Source organism: Pseudomonas sp. Marseille-P9899, from assembly GCF_903166565.1.
GTDB lineage: Bacteria > Pseudomonadota > Gammaproteobacteria > Pseudomonadales > Pseudomonadaceae > Aquipseudomonas > Aquipseudomonas huaxiensis.
The window spans coordinates 1,281,240-1,298,384 of the sequence record NZ_CAESCG010000002.1; the positions used below are offsets into that span (position 1 = coordinate 1,281,240).

General features: G+C 60.4%; 15 protein-coding genes. 8 read left to right on the plus strand and 7 right to left on the minus strand.

Annotated elements, in window-relative coordinates; translation table 11 throughout:
- Window positions 1-152 precede the first annotated feature (152 nt).
- Complete coding sequence (locus HWV67_RS15225; protein ID WP_175651808.1) at window positions 153-2,501, plus strand: TonB-dependent siderophore receptor; 2,349 nt, start codon at window positions 153-155, stop codon at window positions 2,499-2,501.
- 146 nt (window positions 2,502-2,647) lie between these two features.
- Here the strand turns inward: HWV67_RS15225 and HWV67_RS15230 are convergent, their stop codons facing one another.
- Entirely contained in the window at window positions 2,648-3,316 is a 669-nt protein-coding gene (locus tag HWV67_RS15230; RefSeq protein ID WP_175651809.1) for a GntR family transcriptional regulator, read from the minus strand.
- A 67-nt stretch (window positions 3,317-3,383) separates the two neighbouring features.
- Entirely contained in the window at window positions 3,384-4,118 is a 735-nt protein-coding gene (locus HWV67_RS15235; RefSeq protein WP_095156609.1) for an SDR family NAD(P)-dependent oxidoreductase, read from the minus strand.
- 210 nt (window positions 4,119-4,328) lie between these two features.
- Here HWV67_RS15235 and HWV67_RS15240 point away from each other — a divergent pair, with 210 nt between their 5' ends.
- From HWV67_RS15240 to HWV67_RS15250, 3 genes are read left to right on the plus strand one after another with little or no spacing between them, the layout of a single operon-like run.
- Window positions 4,329-5,360, plus strand: coding sequence for an ABC transporter substrate-binding protein (locus HWV67_RS15240; RefSeq protein ID WP_175651810.1), 1,032 nt, complete (start codon window positions 4,329-4,331; stop codon window positions 5,358-5,360).
- A gap of 57 nt (window positions 5,361-5,417) precedes the next feature.
- Window positions 5,418-6,485, plus strand: coding sequence for a phosphotransferase (locus HWV67_RS15245; protein WP_175651811.1), 1,068 nt, complete (start codon window positions 5,418-5,420; stop codon window positions 6,483-6,485).
- The gene (locus tag HWV67_RS15250) at window positions 6,482-7,801 is read left to right on the plus strand and encodes an aspartate aminotransferase family protein (RefSeq protein WP_175651812.1); all 1,320 of its coding nucleotides are present in this window, start codon (window positions 6,482-6,484) and stop codon (window positions 7,799-7,801) included. The genes HWV67_RS15245 and HWV67_RS15250 overlap by 4 nt, the downstream gene beginning before the upstream one ends.
- Before the next feature lie 20 nt (window positions 7,802-7,821).
- Here the strand turns inward: HWV67_RS15250 and HWV67_RS15255 are convergent, their stop codons facing one another.
- The 5 genes from HWV67_RS15255 to HWV67_RS15275 all read right to left on the minus strand — a co-directional run bounded on the left by HWV67_RS15255 (window position 7,822) and on the right by HWV67_RS15275 (window position 11,968).
- Window positions 7,822-9,177, minus strand: a complete 1,356-nt coding sequence (locus HWV67_RS15255) for an ATP-binding protein (protein ID WP_175651813.1) — start codon at window positions 9,175-9,177, stop codon at window positions 7,822-7,824.
- A complete protein-coding gene (locus HWV67_RS15260; RefSeq protein ID WP_175651814.1) occupies window positions 9,153-9,818 on the minus strand; it encodes a response regulator in 666 nt (221 codons plus the stop codon). Before HWV67_RS15260 ends, HWV67_RS15255 begins: the two co-directional genes overlap by 25 nt.
- 87 nt (window positions 9,819-9,905) lie before the next feature.
- Entirely contained in the window at window positions 9,906-10,340 is a 435-nt protein-coding gene (locus HWV67_RS15265) for a hypothetical protein (RefSeq protein ID WP_175651815.1), read from the minus strand.
- Window positions 10,341-10,362: 22 nt separating this feature from the next.
- Window positions 10,363-11,124 (minus strand): COG4705 family protein, encoded by a 762-nt coding sequence (locus HWV67_RS15270; RefSeq protein WP_175651816.1) that lies wholly within the window; start codon window positions 11,122-11,124, stop codon window positions 10,363-10,365.
- Window positions 11,125-11,263: 139 nt separating this feature from the next.
- Complete coding sequence (locus tag HWV67_RS15275) at window positions 11,264-11,968, minus strand: GntR family transcriptional regulator (protein ID WP_225422606.1); 705 nt, start codon at window positions 11,966-11,968, stop codon at window positions 11,264-11,266.
- A gap of 172 nt (window positions 11,969-12,140) precedes the next feature.
- Between HWV67_RS15275 and HWV67_RS15280 the strand changes: the two genes are divergently transcribed.
- The 4 genes from HWV67_RS15280 (at window position 12,141) to HWV67_RS15295 (ending at window position 17,125) form a co-directional block, all read left to right on the plus strand.
- A complete protein-coding gene (locus HWV67_RS15280; protein ID WP_175651817.1) occupies window positions 12,141-12,974 on the plus strand; it encodes a fumarylacetoacetate hydrolase family protein in 834 nt (277 codons plus the stop codon).
- A gap of 78 nt (window positions 12,975-13,052) precedes the next feature.
- Complete coding sequence (locus HWV67_RS15285; protein ID WP_175651818.1) at window positions 13,053-13,973, plus strand: VOC family protein; 921 nt, start codon at window positions 13,053-13,055, stop codon at window positions 13,971-13,973.
- Between the two features lie 101 nt (window positions 13,974-14,074).
- Complete coding sequence (gene mhpA / locus HWV67_RS15290) at window positions 14,075-15,706, plus strand: bifunctional 3-(3-hydroxy-phenyl)propionate/3-hydroxycinnamic acid hydroxylase MhpA (protein WP_175651819.1); 1,632 nt, start codon at window positions 14,075-14,077, stop codon at window positions 15,704-15,706.
- 66 nt (window positions 15,707-15,772) lie between these two features.
- Window positions 15,773-17,125 carry an outer membrane beta-barrel protein gene (locus HWV67_RS15295; protein ID WP_175651820.1) on the plus strand — a complete coding sequence of 451 codons (1,353 nt, stop codon included), beginning with the start codon at window positions 15,773-15,775 and terminating at the stop codon, window positions 17,123-17,125.
- Window positions 17,126-17,145: the final 20 nt, after the last annotated feature.

A 17,145-nucleotide genomic window follows, 5' to 3' on the forward strand; every position in this document is an offset into this window, starting at 1 on the left:
CCCACCACTCATCTTTGCGTATCGCTGTTCGCCAGGCAGTCATCTGTCTGGGGCTTGGTCTCGCCACTCTGTCGAGCGCCAATGCTGCCGATCCCTCTCCGACCGGCTCGGCTTATGATCTATACGTTCCTGCCGGTTCGATGGATGCTGCCTTGACCGAACTCAGTCGGGTCACCGGCCTGAATATCGTCTTCAACCCAGCCGATCTGGCCGCAAAGCACAGCCAGGGGTTGCGCGGCCATTACCGTATCGACCAGGCATTGAACCTGATACTCCTCGGCACCGGCTTGCAGGCCCAAGCCCTGAGCGATGGTGGGTATCAGTTGGTGCCGGTTCCTGAACATGTCGAGGGTGGCGGTATCGCCCTGTCGCCAACTAACGTGGTGGGTGTAGCCACGCTGGGCGAGATGACCGAGAACAATGGCTCATACACCACGGGTGCGGCGCAGGTCGGCGGCAAGACCGAGCAAAGCCTGCGTGAGATTCCGCAGTCCGTCACCGTCATGACCCAACAGCGCCTCAAGGACCAGCGTCTGGATACCCTTCGGGACACTCTGGATCAAATCACCGGCATCACGCTGACGGGCGGCAACGACGCAAACACCAGCATTTTCTCCCGCGGTTTCGCACTGACCAACGTGCAGACCGACGGCGGTGCCGCCGGCCTTCGCCAACAAAGCTACGACAGCCTGCCGGACATGCTGCCCTATGACCACGTCGAGGTGTTGCGCGGCTCCGATGGCCTGTACGGCGGCACCGGTGATCCGGGTGGCACCATCAATCTGGTCCGCAAGCGCGCGCTGGACCACAACCAGGTCATCGTGCAGAGCTCCGCCGGGAGCTGGGACAACTATCGCCAGGAAGTCGATGTCACCGGCCCCATGGGCTTTGACGGCAAACTGCGCGGTCGCTTGGCAATGGCGTATGAGGACAAGAAAGCGTTCTACGACAACTACGGCAGCGAAAAGCACGTGGTTTTCGGGACCGTAGAAGCCGACGTCACGCCGGACACACTGGTGACCGTGGGTGGCAGCTACGAATGGCGCGACATCGACGGTTACTGGGACGAAGGCCTGCCACGCTATGTCACCGGTGATCCGCTGAAGCTGAGCCGCCACACCTCCACCAGCGCAGACTGGTCCACCGGCAACTTCAAAAAGACCGAAGGCTTCTTCAAGCTGCAACACCAGATCAACGACGACTGGAAGTTCAACACCAGCTACACCAAGAGCAAATTCGACAGCCATGCGGACCTCGGTCAACTGGAAGGGCCGATCGACCCGACCGTGACCAACGGCGGTACGTTCCAGCACTTCGTGCGTGACTACTCCAACAATCAGGACCTGCTGGACGTCAACTTCGACGGCAAGTTCGATGCGTTTGGCCGCACTCATGAATGGATCGTGGGCAGCGACTACACCCAGAGCCGCCGCACCTACACCGACCACAGCGACTTCGCTTCGGCGCCTGCGGTCGATCCCTACTCGGACATCACATCGATGCCCAAAGGCGCGACCCCGCCGCTGTACTACGACACCCCGTCGTGGGTGGCGCGTAAAACCGGCGTCTACACGACACTCAAGGCGCAATTGGCTGATCCGTTGAAACTGATCATTGGTGCGCGTTACACCGACTACAACGGCTTCAACCAGGTTCTCGTACCGTCAGTCGATGGCGACACGACACGTGGCGGCAAGGAAAGCGGGATTATCACGCCTTACGGTGGCTTGGTTTACGACCTGGGCAACGAATGGTCGCTGTACACCAGCTATGCGGAAATCTACAAGCCACAGACCGAGTTCATCGACAACACCTTCACCCCACTCAAGGCCATCACCGGCAACACCTACGAATTCGGTACCAAGGGTGAGTTGTTCAATGGTCGTCTGAACATCTCTTCCGCGCTGTACTACATCAAGCGCGAGAACGAAGCCATCGTGGACTTCTATGGTTCAGGCCCTGCCGGCAACCAGAACAACTGCTGCTACAGCGCTTCCGGCGAGATCATCAGCAAGGGTGTCGATACCGAAGTCAGTGGTGAGCTGTTGCCGGGGTGGATGATCAGTGCAGGCTATACGTTCAACATCAACCGTCAGACCAACGCCGCCAACTCTGCCAACCAGAACAAGCCGGCCAGCACCCAGACGCCAAAGCACCTGTTCAAGTTCTTCACCACGTACCAACTGCCAGGCGAGCTGGAGCGCTTCAAGGTCGGACTTGGCGCCACCATTCAGAGCGCCAACTACGTCAGTGGCTCGGTGCAGCGTCGCCTGGCCGACGGCTCGCTCAGCGATGCGGTCGACGACTACAACTACATCCAGCCTGGCTACGCGGTCTGGAACAGTCTGGTCGAGTACCGTATCGACAAGAACTGGACGGCTGCCGTCAATGCCAACAACCTCTTCGACAAGAAGTACTACCAGACCGTAGAGTCCAGTTCGTACGGCAACTGGTACGGCGCGCCACGCAACTTTGCCCTTACCCTGCGCGGTACTTTCTGATTCGCCGCTAATCACGCCACAGAAAAAAACTGGACCGGTTAACCGGTCCAGTTTTTTCGTTCGACAGTGGCCCTTGGGGAACAACCGCCATAGGGCCATAGTGGAGCCACTGCTTACTCACTCACTGACGCCAGTGAGCTAGTCCCTCAATCATGCTCAAGCTGGACGTACTCCAGCATTTTCTGACTTCCATCCAGAATGTCACTACAGATTGCTTCTCTCGCGGCCACACCATCCTTTTTCTTCAGCGCCGAAAGCACATCCCAGTGGTGATCAATGGCCATGCGCTCGTTGAAGCTCCCGTAGGCACTGGCAATCAACGGTCCCGTACGCATCCACAAACCATCCAGCAGACCGGACAGCACTGGCATGTCAGCGATCTGCGTCAGGGCGTAGTGGAATTCATGATTGTGGGTGAGGGCTGAGGCCAGATTGTTGTCCTGGATGGCCGCGAGATTACTTTGAATACAGGTTTCCAATTGCTCCAGTTGCTGCGGCGTAACAAGTGACGCCGCAGTTTCTGCCGCCAATCCTTCCAGCGACAGGCGGATGCTTCGAATCTCCAGGTATTGCCTGGAGGTCAGCATTGGCACCCGTATGTCTCTCGGGGTTTTGAGAATCAAAGCCTGTTCTTTGGCGAGCTGCAGGATTGCGTCGCGGACAGGTGTGACACTGGTGCCCAGTTGCTCGGCCAGATCGCGAATGCGCAATCTGTCATTGGGTTTGAAGCGACCAGTGATCAAAGCCTCTCGCAGCAGGCCATAGATACCGCTGCCCAGATAGGAGTGCTTCAGATTCTCGATGGGGTAATTCATTGCTTACTCGTGTGCGACACGTGCCCGAATGGGGTGGGAGACCTTCCCGGACAGAGTATCGGATAACTCAAACATGTTGCCCACCATTCACGTGTATCTCGGCGCCATTCACATAAGAGGCGCCATGGGTACACAGGAAGTGAATCAGAGCCGCGACTTCCTCCGGTTTGCCCATTCGTTTCATCGGGATGGATCGCTCAACGATAAGCTCCGTGCCGGCAGACAGGATCGAGGTGTCAATCTCCCCTGGCGCGATAGCGTTCACCCGGACGCCATGAGCGCCGAAGTCATGCGCCATTTCCCGCGTCAGCGCCGACAGAGCAGCCTTTGAGCAGGCGTACGCGACGCCAGCGAAAGGGTGGACGCGGGAACCGGCGATGGAGGTGACGTTGATCACCGAGCCTTTCGCCGCTTTCAATTCTGCGAAAAGGCCCTGAGCCAGCAGGGCCGTCGAGAACAGGTTGACGTTGAACACATTCAGCCAGGTGGCGTAGTCGGACTCCAGAACGCCAAGGCGTTCGCCATTCGCGCCTTTTGGAGAGATCCCGGCATTGTTGACGAGCGCATCCAGTCTGCCGCCGAGCTTCTCGCGAATCTCGGGAAGCATTCTCTGGACGTCCTCAACACTCCCCAAATCAAGATGGATGTGATTGGCCAGACCCTCCGCCCAGGGACAACCTTCGCCCAGGTCCTGTCTGGAGGCTGTGAACACCCGCCATCCCGCAGCATTGAAATGCTTCACGGTGGCGTGGCCAATACCGCGGCTTGCGCCGGTGAGAAGCAAGGTACGTTGGTCGGTCATGGTGCGATCCCTTTGGCTGGTAGGGCCAAGCGTAGCTTAAAAATATGATGCATCATATTTTTATTGTGGTTTAATGGCTCACCCCTATAGCCGGGGGGAGACGTATTTCCATCAATAAGGAAGCGTCTTGCTCGACCTGTTGCTGCCACTACAAAAAAACTGCCATCCCTTGATGCTGCCCACGACCCCGTAGCTCACCTGGAGAGACGCATGAACATAAAAATCGCAGCTGTACTGGTGCTTGGAGCACTCGCAGGACCGTTGAACGCCGCTGAAAAACTCACCGTGGTTTCGTTTGGTGGCAACAACCGCCAGGCCCAGGAAAAAACCTTCTATCAACCCTTCACCGCGAAAAACGGCGTGACCATCACGGCCGATGACTACAACGGTGAGATGGCAAAAATCAAAGTGATGGCCGACACCGGCACAACCACTTGGGATGTCATCGAGGTTGAATCACCGGAGCTTATTCGCGGCTGTAGTGAGGGGCTGTTCGAGCCTTTGGACTGGGATCGAATTGGAAAGAAAGAAGACTTCATACCGGCGGCAGTCAGTGACTGTGGCGTGGGCATTTTCATCTGGTCGACCGTACTGACGTACGATCCCAAGAAAGTTGCCTCTGTCCCGCAGAGTTGGGCTGATTTCTGGGATGTGAAAAAAATTCCAGGAAAGCGTGGCCTGCGGCGCGGCGCCAAGTTCACCATGGAATTTGCCTTGCTTGCCGATGGCGTTGCCAACCAGGATCTGTACAAAGTGCTTGGCACTGAAGAGGGAATCAAGCGCGCGTTCAAGAAGCTGGATGAGATCAAATCCAACATTCAATGGTGGGATTCTGGCGCCCAGCCCTTGCAGTGGCTGGCGGCTGGCGATGTGGTCATGACATCGGCCTATAACGGTCGCGTTACCTCTGCACAGGACGAAGGCCAGTCGTTCGCAATGCAATGGAACGGCAGCCTCTACGACCTCGACCACTGGGCGATTGTCAAAGGCACCAAGAAAAAGGAACTGGCAGAGAACTTCATCGCCTTTGCCAGCCAGCCTGTTCAGCAGAAAAACTTCGTCGAAGCGATTCCCTATGGTCCCAGCAACAAAAATGCGATGGATCTGGTGGACAAGAAGATTGGTGAAAAGCTTCCAACGGCTCCCGACAATCTGAAGAATGCCCGTGCGACCGACGCGGAGTTCTGGATTGATCACGGTGAAGACCTGGAAGAGCGTTTCAACGCTTGGGTTAATAAGTGATTGATGGCGCCTGCCTGGTTGGGGGCGCCAATTGTAAGTCGGAAGAGGGTGTGAGTTATGCCGCTTGAGAATTTATCTATTGATGACAGCTTGCTGGAAATCGCTCCTGCTCACGTTAGCGATGCGCAGGCGTGCGAAATACTCGAGCGACATTATGGTTTAAGCGGCAGACTCGAAAAGTTGGGCGGCGAGCGCGACCTGAATTTCCGCGTAATGCTCGACGATGGCTCTTCCCGCCTGTTCAAGCTTTCTCACCCGCTTGAGAATCCCGACGTCGTCGACTTCCAAAACCAGGCAATGAGACGGATTGAGCTGCGTGATCCCGAGTTGCCGGTGCAGCGGGTGCAGCGGTCGTTAACCGGCGAGTACGCCACCGCCGTTGAGGTGGATGGCCAACGCATGCTGGCCCGTCTCCTGTCCTTCGTGGATGGCATTCCGCTTCATAAGGTAGAGAGCACGACCACGGCGTTCAGAAAGGTGATTGGGCAGTCCCTTGCCCGGCTCGACCTGGCGCTGGAGGGCTTCAATCACCCCGCGGCCGGACATGCTTTGCTGTGGGACATGCAACATGCCGAGCATCTTCGACCGCTGCTGGTTCACATCGAGGACCAGGGAGGGCGAAGCATCGTCGAGCGAAGTCTCGATCAATTCGAGACGCTCGTGTTGCCAAGGCTATCTCGCCTTCGCAAGCAGGTTATTCACAATGACATGAACCCGCACAACATTATTGTCGATGCCGAGAACCCCGATATCCTGCGAAATATCCTGGATTTCGGCGACATGGTTTTTGCGCCGCTCGTTAATGAAATCGCCGTCGCTGCTTCTTATCACCTGGGTCAACGAGGTGATGTTCTGGATCCTGCCCTTGATGTGATCGCCTCGTATCATCAGCTTAATCCACTGACCAATGAAGAGTTGACGCTACTTCCCGAGCTGCTGAGCACGCGTCTGGCGTTGGCGCTCTGCATCAATTCGTGGCGTGCTCAATTGCACCCTGATAACCGTGCGTATATTCACCGCAACTCTCAGCGTGCATGGGCGAATATAAAAGCGCTGTCGGCTCTATCCCGATCGGAAATTGAAGATCGAATTTCTTTGGCATGTGTCCGGACGATTAAAGCATGAGCATGATCAATGGATTTACTTCAGAAGATGCAACCCGACTGTCAGAAACCGAACGGCGCCTTATCGAGCGCAGAGAGCGCTTGCTAGGTCCGGCCTATCGCCTGTTCTACGAGCGGCCGCTGCACACCGTTCGCGGCGAAGGTGTCTGGCTCTTCGATGAACAAGGGCGTCGATACCTCGATGCCTACAACAACGTTGCCTCCATCGGTCACTGCCACCCGCAGGTAGTGGAGGCCATGTACCGCCAGTCGCTGCAACTCAACACCCATACCCGTTACCTGCAGGAAGGCATTCTCGATTATGCCGAGCAACTGCTGGGGACCTTCTCCGATGATCTGGATCGGGTCATGTTCACCTGCACGGGCAGCGAAGCGAATGACCTCGCACTTCGCATCGCCAGACAGTACACCGGCGGTACCGGCGTAATCATCACCCGGTTTGCCTATCACGGTGTGACCGGGGATATCGCTGAACTCTCGCCATCGCTTGGACCTTGCATCGTGTTGCCCGAGCATGTGCGCACAGTACGTGCGCCAGATGCATACCGTCTGGGCGCCGACAATGTTGCCTCGATATTCGCCGCTGATGTGCGAGCAGCGATCGATGACATGAAAAAGCACGGCATCCGACCGGCCGCAATCATGCTCGATGGCATCTTCTCCAGCGACGGCGTTCTGACCGGGCCCGAGGGCTTTCTTGCCGAGGGCATTGCATTGGCCCAAGCCGAAGGCATGTTGTACATCGCCGACGAAGTACAGCCTGGCTTTGCTCGTACCGGCCTGAATATGTGGGGCTTCACTCGACATGATGTGCGGCCGGATATCGTCACGCTTGGCAAGCCAATGGGTAATGGTCAGCCGATTGCCGGTATCGTCGGGCGATCCGAGGTGGTCGATCACTTCGGGAAGAACATGCGGTATTTCAATACATTCGGCGGTAACCCGGTGTCGTGTGCCGCCGGTAAAGCGGTATTGGATGTCATCCAGCAGGACCAGTTGCAGCAGCGCTCGCATGACATCGGCAAGTACTTGCTGGAGGGGCTGACCAGGCTTTCGGCGCGGCACGAGATTATCGGCGATGTCAGAGGAGCCGGACTCTTTATCGGTATAGAGCTTGTCACCGACCGCAGCAGCAAACGACCGGCAGCCGAACAGGCTCGACGGGTTGTCAACCACATGCGCGAGAACGGCGTGCTGATCAGCGCAGCCGGCCCGCTTGAAAACGTCCTCAAGGTTCGACCGCTTTTGACGTTTACGACTGAGCATGCAGACATACTCATCGAGGCGGTCGATTCGGCAATGCAACACGCAACTTGAGAGGCGGCGGGGGCTGAACGTCAGTGCGCTGCAGTCCTTAGCCAGACCGAAACATACAGCCCACGCTGCTGCTGTTCATCCGAGAAACCGATTTCGATCCGGGCTCCGCTGCGGTCGGTGATGGCCTTGACGATTGCAAGTCCGAGCCCCGAGCCGGTTTCAGCCGACTCCAGGCTGCGATAGAACGGGTCGAATACACGTTCTTGTTCGGCCACTGCGATGCCTGGACCGGAGTCCTTGATTTGCAGCCGTGCGGTTGCCTGTGTCCGTTGCACCGAAAGATCGATTCGTCCGCCGTCAGGGGTATGGCGGATTGCGTTGTCCAGCAGGTTCTTGACCAGCGTCAGCAGGTCCATTTCATTGATGAGGACGTGCACGTCCTCGGCCCCCTCGACCCCTACATCCAGGTGTTTGCGCTCGGCGAGCGGCCAGAGGTCCTCCAGGGCGCGGCGATAGATGTCATGCACTGAAACAGCGACTACCGGGTGGTTCAAGGCCGATTGCGCCGCCGCCAGGGTCAACAGTTGGTCGATCAGTTTCCTTGCGCGCTCAATGCCTCGGGACAGCGGCAACAACCGTTCCCGGGCCGCTTCCGGCATCTCGGCGGCGTCCAGGCGCTCGGCCTGCAACGACAGCGCCGTCATGGGCGAGCGCAGTTCGTGCGCCGCATCGGCAACGAAGCGCCGCTGGGTCTCCATGGATTGCGCAACCCGTTCCAGCAGGCGGTTGATAGCGATCACGAAGGGCCTGATTTCAGTGGGCAGGTGCTGTTCGTCCAGTGGGTGGAGTTCTTGCTCGGCACGCTGGTCGACTTCTGCGGCAAGGGCTGCGATGGGACGAAAAAGCTTGCGCACCAGATCGCCGACCACCAGCAGCAGAACGGGTAACAAGATCAGAAAAGGCAGCAAACTGCGCCAGGCGCTTTCGCGGGCCTCTTTGTTACGGGCATCGATTTCCTGGGCTACGGCAATCCGCTCGCCGCGTGCGGTGGTCCTGACCAGCACGCGAAAGGCCTCGCCGGCGACGTCCACCGTGGAGAGACCATCGGCGAGGGTGGTGGGGAACGGTAACGGCATGAGCTCATCCGTGGTGGCGCTGGATTGCTTGCCATCGGCCAGGTACTGGATGATCACCCGGGATTCTTCATCATCACCTTCGATGGCCTTGCCCTCGGGGTACTGCAGCGTCATGTGCTGGCGGTCAAACAGTACGGCGACCTGACGCAGGGTCTCGTCTTGCTGTTCGTGGGCTTCGTCCAGGGCGGAAACGAACGCAAAAATGCTGGCGACCACCGCCACCAGCAGGATCGCCAGTGACAGCACCAGCGACAGCCTGAGCTGAACCGACTCCCTCAAACGCTTTTTGAAACCATCCATCCCAGACCCCTGACGTTCTTGATTACCTGACTCCCCAGCTTGCGTCGCAGCGAGTGAATCAGGAATTCGATGGCGTTGCTCTCCACCTCATTGCCCCAGCCATAGAGACGCTCTTCGAGGTCGCTGCGCGAGAGAATGGCGCCCGGGCGGATCAACAACGCTTGCAGCAGGGCGAACTCGCGATTGGAGAGGGGCACCGCGGGCTGTTCGTTGGTGCTGGCCTCTTTTGACACCAGGTCCAGGGACACCACGCCGTTGCCAAGCACGGGGACTGCGCTTCCACCCTTGCGCCGCAGGACCGCGCGCATGCGCGCCAGCAACTCGGCCATGGCGAAGGGCTTGAGCAGGTAGTCGTCGGCGCCGCCATCGAGTCCGCGCAGCCGGTCATCAAGGCTGTCTCGCGCAGTGATGATGAGCAACGGCACGGGGTTGTCGCGCGCGCGGATACTGCTCAGTACCTCCAGGCCATCCTTGCCGGGCAGCCCCAGGTCCAGCAGCACCAGGTCGTAATGATGAGTGTCGAGCGAGGCCAGGCCGGTGAGACCGTTCTTCACCCAGTCGGCGGCATAGCTCGCATCGGTGAGTGCGCGCTGGATGGCGTCGCCAATCATCGGGTCGTCCTCGACCAGCAATATCCGCATGACCCGCTCCGATAGAAATGAGGCGCGAGGGGGAGACCGTCGCGCCTGTAGTGAAGCACCTTGGCAGCGGTTTGTCCGCTGTCGGCGTCAGGGTTTGCCGTTCATCGAGTCAAAGGCTTGCATCAGGTTATCCATGGCCGCCTTGCAGTCGCTGAGGTTCGGGTTGCTGCTGCGCAACGCATCAAGGGCGTGGTCGATGGCTTTGTCCAGCACATGCCAGTCGCTCGCTGCGCGTGGCTTGATCCCGGCTTCGGCGGAGTCCCAGGTGGTTTCCAGATCCTTGATCCGGGTTTTCGCACCTGGCAGGTCGTTGTTATTGACCAAGGCGCTGACGTCGGCGGCGATGCTGCGGAACGCCGACAGATCGCCCAGTTTTGAGCCCGTCTGGTGCTGGGTCGTTACTGAATCCCCAGCAGTTGCGGCCTGTTTGTCGGCAGGTTTCGAACAGCCGGCGGCGATGCTCAGCAACACGATCGACGAGACGATGGCAACGTGACGAACAAGCTTGTGTACGTGGTTCATGGTGATGTCCCTTGATGATTTATTACGCAATGGATTTGCGATTGCCAACGCTGATCTGGGCGACGGTCACCAGCAGCACAATGACGCAGAGGAAGATTGCACTGGTCCAGGTGGCCCCCATGCCCAGGCCGCCATAGGTCTTGGCCTGGGTCAGCAAGTCGCCGAGAGAGGCGCCGAAAGGGCGGGTAAGGATGTAGGCGATCCAGAACATCAGCACGGTATTGGCGCCCAGACGCCAGGCGATCAGCGTGCCCGCGATCAATGCAGCGAAGATCATTGCGCCGAGGGTGAAGCCCAGGCCCAGAGCCTCGGTGGCCAGATCACCGGCGGCGGTGCCCAATGCGAAGGTGCAGAGCACCGTGGCCCAATAGAACAGCTCACGTCGCGGGGTGACGATTTCGCGAATCGACAGGCTGTGCTCCATCCGGTACCAGACCAGGAAGTTGATCACCAGCAGTACGGAAAAGACGGCGGTACTGATGTACAGACTGACGTCCAGGTTGTCGGTGAGAATGTCCGTTATCTGCGTGCCGACAATGCTCACTAGCACCACGGTCAACCAATAGATCCAGGGCGTGTAGGCCTTGGTACGCAGTTGGCAGAACAGGGCGATTGCAAGCAGCGTCGCCATGCCAATGCTGGTTGGCCCGGCGCCGAAGCCGGCATCGACCGCAAGAAAGTCGGCGCCGGTTTCGCCGACGGTCGTGGACAAGATCTTGATGACCCAAAATGACAGCGTCACCTCGGGCACTTTGTTCAGCCAACGGGCTGCTGTGGCATTCATCTGGGGCACCTCTCCTGACTGCGCGCTGATCGGCGCAGGAGAAAAGGTACGGCACGAAACTTAGCTGGGACTGAGGGCGGCGTTATCCGTCATGAGGAGTGGATAACGCCCTCGGCTGCACCGGATGCGAACCTGGCAATCAGCCCTGCAGCGCCTGATGAGTGAGCACATTGCGCGTGGTGGTCTGGTAATGCTCGGCGAGCAGCGCGCACGCCTTGTCGACATCGCGGGCCAGGGCGGCCTCCAGCAAGGCGCGGTGTTCGCCCGGGACATCGCGTTTGTCGCCACTTTCGTAATGCACCGAGAGCATGCGGTAGCGTGCGGTCTGGTCGCGCAGCATGTGCGACAGGCGCAGCAGCCAGGGCGAACGGCAGTTCGCAATCAGCGTCTGGTGAAAGACTTCATGGGCCTTTTCCCACTCCGGCTTCATCAACCGCTCGGGGCCTTCGATGATGGGCAGGCGGTCGAGGCGGTGATGGGCAGCGATCAATTGGCTTTCCCATTCCAGGTCACCCTGGCGAATGGACTCCGCCAGCGCCTGGCACTCGATGAGCAGGCGGGTGCGGGTGATATCGAGGATTTCTTCGGCGGATATACGCCCGACACTGAATCCTTTCTGGTCTTCCGAGGCGACGAAACCGCTGGTGGCAAGACGCGACAGTGCCTCGCGCAGAGGGATGACGCCGGCGTCATAGTGTTCGGCCAATTCCTTCAGGCGCAAACGACTGCCCGGCGCGAGGCGGCCATTGATGATGTCTTCGCGTACCTGGGCCTCCAATTGCGAGGCCATGGTGCGTTTTTCCGAGGCTACGGGCTGCTGTGCCCAGCGTTCGGCTTGGTTCATGGGCCATACCACCGTTGATAGCTGATGGGCAAGATCATACACAATCGGGGTATTTATCAATAATTCGATAAAAATATATTTTTCGATTGACGATATATTTTCTCGGGATTAGCTTAGCCGTCATGCCGCGCTGCCTGGCGGTCGTCACGAATTACAACAAGAGGTGAGGTCCATGCGTTACGTTCGTTTCCATCATCAAGGCCGCCCGGTACTGGGCGTTCGCACTACCGAAGGTGTCCGGGTTCTGGGCGAGGAGTCGCTGGAGTCGTTGCTGGCTCGCGGCGTGGACCTGGCAACCTACGGCGCCGAGGCGCAAGGTGCGCTGGTGGTGATCGGTGAGCAGGATTACCTGTCGCTGATGAGCCGGCCCGGCAAGATCGTCTGCGTAGGCTTGAACTACGCCGACCACACCAAGGAATCGCCGTACGCCCAGCCGGACTACCCGACCCTGTTCCCGCGCTTCAACAGCAGCCTAACCGCGCACAACAAACCGCTGATCCGCCCACGCGTTTCCGACACCCTCGACTATGAGGGCGAGATGGCCGTGGTGCTCAAGAGCGGCGGGCGTCATATCGCGAAAGACGAGGCGTTGCAGCATGTCGCCGGCTATGCGCTGTTCAACGAAGGTTCGGTTCGCGAGTATCAGTTCAAGTCGCCACAGTGGACCGTCGGCAAGAACTTCGATGACACCGGCGCCTTCGGCCCCGATCTGGTGACGGCGGACGAACTGCCGGCCGGTGGCAAAGGCCTGTTGCTGGAGACCCGGGTCAACGGCAAGGTGGTGCAGTCGGCCAATACCGATGACATGCTGTTCGACGTGGCCACGATCATTTCCACCCTCAGCGAGGCGGTGACCCTGGAAGCGGGGGACGTGATCGTCAGCGGCACGCCGGCAGGCGTCGGTTTCGGCATGAACCCCAAGGTTTATCTGAAAGCCGGCGATGTCGTGGAAGTGTCCATCGAAGGCATCGGCACCCTGGTCAACCCCATCGTCGACGAAGCCTGACTGATTCCGGGCATTCCCGGCCAGATCGAAGCCTCTCGCTCCGAGGCTTCGACGAAAGAACAAGAACGGGAGGCGATCATGACTATCACGACCCGTGGTGTGCATTCGATCGATCATTACGCGCTGTTTGTGCCCTCGCTGGCCGAGGCGCGCGCTTTCTTTACCTGCTTCGGTCTGGATGTTGACCAGACCCCGGACGGCCTCGAACTGCGGGCCGCCGATCAACACCGCTGGGCGCGGATGCTGCCCGGCCAGGGCAAGAGCCTGGCCTACCTGAGCCTGAACTGCTTCGCCGAAGACTACGCCGCCCTGCGCGAGCAGGTCGAGGCCGCTGGTGGCCGGTTCGAAGAGGGCAACGGCGAGGGCTTCTGGTTCCGCGATCCTGACGGCAATCTGCTGCAAGTGAAGGTCGGCGCCAAGTCCATGCCCGATGGCAAGCGCCCACTGACCTCGTCGGAAGCTGCCGTACGCGGCGTTTCCACCCGCGACGCGGTGAGCCAGGTCCGCCCACGGCGCCTGTCCCATGTGCTGTTGTTCAGCCCCGACGTTCCCCGTGCTGTCGAATTCTATGGCCGCGGCCTGGGGCTGCGGCTGTCCGATCATTCCCAGGACATCATCGCCTTCACTCACGCCCCGCATGGCTGCGATCACCACCTGGTGGCGTTCTGCAAGAGCACCGCCAAGGGCTTCCACCATGCTGCCTGGGAAGTCGACAGCGTCGACGATGTCGGCAACGGTGCCGAGCAGATGGCCGGCGCCGGTTACCGGGAAGGGTGGGGCACCGGGCGGCATTGCCTGGGCTCGAACTACTTCCACTACATCCGCGATCCCTGGGGATCGTTCTGCGAGTACTCGGCGGACATGGACTACATCGACGCCGGCAGCCAGTGGCCGGCGGGTGATTTCCCTCCCGAGAACTCGTTGTACCTGTGGGGCCCCAGTGTCCCCGAGTACTTCATCCTCAACACCGATACGGACAGCGCGCCAGTAGAACGCTAGCGCTCCAGCGACGCACGCAGCTCTTCGCCCCGGCACTTCCCTGGTTTTTCAGGGAGGCGGGGAGCGGCTTGCCCAAACCAACCCGGTTCAGGTCAGAACAGATGAACGAAAACAACAAGATTCATGACGTCGCCATCGTCGGCTACGGTCCTGTCGGACAGACCCTCGCCATCCTCCTCGGCCGCATGGGCTACAGCGTTGCCGTGTACGAGCGCTGGCAATCCCTGTACCCGCTGCCGCGCGCGGTGTTCCACGATCACGAGATTCGCCGCGTGTTTCGCATGATGGGCCTGGAGGACGAGCTCAAGAACATTTCCCAGCCGTCGGCCTGCTATCAGTGGTTCAACGCCGACTGGAAAGTGCTGGTGGAGATCGACTGGTCCGCCGAATCGATCAGTGACGGTCCCTTCGGCTACCTGTTCAACCAGCCGGCGCTGGAAGAGATTCTCGACCGCCGGGCCAAGGCCATCGCTGACGTCGAGATCCATCAGGGCTGGGAACTGCTGGCGCTGAGTCAGGATGCCCAAGGCTGCGACCTCCACGTTCAGCGCACCCCGCGCAGCGGCGAGACCGAGTCGGGCGAACAGCGCCAGGTGCGGGCCCGCTACGTGATCGGCGCCGACGGCGCCAACAGCCTGGTCCGCCGCCAGTGCGGCATCGGCTGGCAGGACCTGGGTTTCCAGGAAGACTGGCTGGTGGTCGACCTGCAACCCAAACCGGGCGTCGAACTGGAGGTGCCGGACATCGGTCAGTGGTGCAATCCGGCGCGGCCGACCACCATGGTCCCCGGTGGGCCGGGTTACCGCCGTTGGGAGTTCATGCGTCTGCCCCACGAAACCCTGGAAGAGCTGCAAAACCTGGACAAGGTTTGGGAACTGCTGGCGCCCTGGGTCACCCCGGACACCGCCACGCTGGTGCGCCATGCCGTCTATCAGTTCCGCTCGCGCATCGCCGAGACCTGGCGCCATGGCCGGGTGTTGCTGGCCGGCGATGCCGCGCACCTGATGCCACCGTTCATGGGCCAGGGCATGTGCTCGGGGATCCGCGATGCCTGGAACCTGTCCTGGCGCCTGGACCTGATCTTCAAGGGTTTGTGCGCCGACACCTTGCTGGACAGTTACACCCTGGAGCGCAAGCCGCAGATCCGCGCGGTGATCGACGCTTCGGTGGAAATGGGCAAAGTGGTCTGCGTGGCCGATCCGCAAAAGGCCGCCGAGCGCGACGCCGCATTCCTCGCCGGGGAAGTGCCGCCATTGCCGCCATTCCCGGGCCTGGTTGAGGGCGCGGTGTTCAAGGATCCGCGCACGGGCAGCGCACTGGGCATTGCCGGCACGTTGGGCGTGCATGGCGAAATCGAGCATCAGGGGCGCAAGCAGCGCTTCGACGATGTCTTCGGCCACGGTTTCCACCTGCTGAGCATTGGCGACGATCCGTTGGCCGGCTTGAGCCCGGCACACCTGGCCGTGCTCGAACATCTGCAGGTCCAGAGCGTGCGCCTCAGCCTCGACGGCGCGCCGGGCACCTGTCGCGACCTGTCCGGCAAGTACCACCGCTTCCTCGCCGAGGCCGGGTTGCAGTGCGTGGTGGTCCGCCCGGACTTTTACCTCTATGGCGGCGTGAGTGATCAGGCCGCGTTGCCGCAGTTGCTGGAGGCGCTGGGGCGCGATCTGCAGATCCAGCACGCCCGAGGCGCAGCCCCGCGGCCGAACCAGCCGCTCGCCGCGCAGGTGTAGGTCCCGCTGCCGCAGGGGCGTGGCCCCTGCGGCAACTTTCTGAAAACAACAACAAGAGACAGATCGATGCACAACATCAAGGTGAAAGCGCTTGGTGCGGTTCTGGCCGCCCTCGCGATGGTGGAATGTCATGCGGCCGAGGCGCCGGCTGCCGGAGAAGGTGCCCTGTTCAAGGGGCTGTTCGGGGACAGTCTGGAGCGTGACTACGGCATCACCGTTTCCGGCCTGCTGGACATTGCCTACGTGCGCAACAACCGCTCCAGCCATGACGAACGCAAGGATGGCCTGAGCAACCTGCCCCTCACTGGCATGTCCGACGAAGGCCTGGAGTGGGGCAGCCTGCACCTGTTCGTCGACAAGACGCTCAACGGCACCTTCGTGCCGCGCATCACCCCGCTGCCCGGCCCCAAGCCCGAGGCGTTCGCCTTCGGGTTTACCTTCGAGGCCAACTACGGGCGCAATGCGCAGTTCGCCCGCACCTTTGGCTGGGACATGCACTGGGGCATGAACGAGGACGACAACGGCAAAGCGCAGAGGGACAAGGAGCGCTTCCTGGCGATCCCCAACATCGCCGCCACCGCCTATGTCCCCTATGGCCCGGGTTTCAACTTCATGGTCGGGGTGTTCGGCCCGGCGCTCGGCTACGAAATTCCCCCGAACGTCCGCCAGGCCCGCAACCCCTTTGCCAGCAAGACCTACGCCTTCGTCAGCGAACCGGGGACGGTCTCCGGGGTGCTGGTCGGCACCCGTCTGCTTGACGGCGACCCCGGCATCCTTGGCCTGGAGCTGGGCGTGGTGCAGGGCTGGAACAACCTGCGCGACAACAACGATGGCAAGTCGCTGATGGGCGCGTTGCGCTGGCGCACGCCGGACATGAACACCTGGATCGACTACGAATTCATTGTCGGCGACGAACAGAACGACAGCGTCAGCGATGTCCAGGCGCCGACCTCACGCTTGATCGCCGACAGCGGCCAGCTCAAGCAGCAGCACTCCCTCAATGGCTGGCACACGTTCGACGAGCGCTGGTCGATGGGCGCCGAGCTGGTCTACGGCCGTCAGGACGGTGATGGCAAGGCCTCGACCGTCGATGTGGTGACCGGCCCGGGCTTTGCCGGCGCCCATTGGTGGGGCGCAAATGCCGTGCTGACCTACCAGTACCGCCCGGACCTGTCGTTCTCGGTTCGCGGCGAGCATTTCAGCGACCCGGACGGTTTCATCCTGTTCCCCACCAGCACCAGCCGCGGCGACTTCAACGCCCTCACCACCGGTCTGCGCTGGGACGTCAGCAGCAACCTCTCTTTGCGCCCGGAACTGCGTTACGACTGGTTCGACGCCCGCGGTCAGGACCGGCCCTACGGCAACGGTCGGGATCGCTCGCAACTCACCACCCTGATCGAAGCGCTGTTGTACTTCTGATCGCCTGCCACTGCCACGAG

Excerpts from the sequence above, each read along its gene's own strand:
- HWV67_RS15230 (WP_175651809.1), bottom strand. The coding sequence starts at position 3,316 with ATGAATTACCCCATCGAGAATCTGAAGCACTCCTATCTGGGCAGCGGT.
- HWV67_RS15235 (WP_095156609.1), bottom strand. The coding sequence starts at position 4,118 with ATGACCGACCAACGTACCTTGCTTCTCACCGGCGCAAGCCGCGGTATT.
- HWV67_RS15240 (WP_175651810.1), top strand. The coding sequence starts at position 4,329 with ATGAACATAAAAATCGCAGCTGTACTGGTGCTTGGAGCACTCGCAGGA.
- HWV67_RS15245 (WP_175651811.1), top strand. The coding sequence starts at position 5,418 with ATGCCGCTTGAGAATTTATCTATTGATGACAGCTTGCTGGAAATCGCT.
- HWV67_RS15250 (WP_175651812.1), top strand. The coding sequence starts at position 6,482 with ATGAGCATGATCAATGGATTTACTTCAGAAGATGCAACCCGACTGTCA.
- HWV67_RS15255 (WP_175651813.1), bottom strand. The coding sequence starts at position 9,177 with ATGGATGGTTTCAAAAAGCGTTTGAGGGAGTCGGTTCAGCTCAGGCTG.
- HWV67_RS15260 (WP_175651814.1), bottom strand. The coding sequence starts at position 9,818 with ATGCGGATATTGCTGGTCGAGGACGACCCGATGATTGGCGACGCCATC.
- HWV67_RS15265 (WP_175651815.1), bottom strand. The coding sequence starts at position 10,340 with ATGAACCACGTACACAAGCTTGTTCGTCACGTTGCCATCGTCTCGTCG.
- HWV67_RS15270 (WP_175651816.1), bottom strand. The coding sequence starts at position 11,124 with ATGAATGCCACAGCAGCCCGTTGGCTGAACAAAGTGCCCGAGGTGACG.
- HWV67_RS15275 (WP_225422606.1), bottom strand. The coding sequence starts at position 11,968 with ATGAACCAAGCCGAACGCTGGGCACAGCAGCCCGTAGCCTCGGAAAAA.
- HWV67_RS15280 (WP_175651817.1), top strand. The coding sequence starts at position 12,141 with ATGCGTTACGTTCGTTTCCATCATCAAGGCCGCCCGGTACTGGGCGTT.
- HWV67_RS15285 (WP_175651818.1), top strand. The coding sequence starts at position 13,053 with ATGACTATCACGACCCGTGGTGTGCATTCGATCGATCATTACGCGCTG.
- mhpA (WP_175651819.1), top strand. The coding sequence starts at position 14,075 with ATGAACGAAAACAACAAGATTCATGACGTCGCCATCGTCGGCTACGGT.
- HWV67_RS15295 (WP_175651820.1), top strand. The coding sequence starts at position 15,773 with ATGCACAACATCAAGGTGAAAGCGCTTGGTGCGGTTCTGGCCGCCCTC.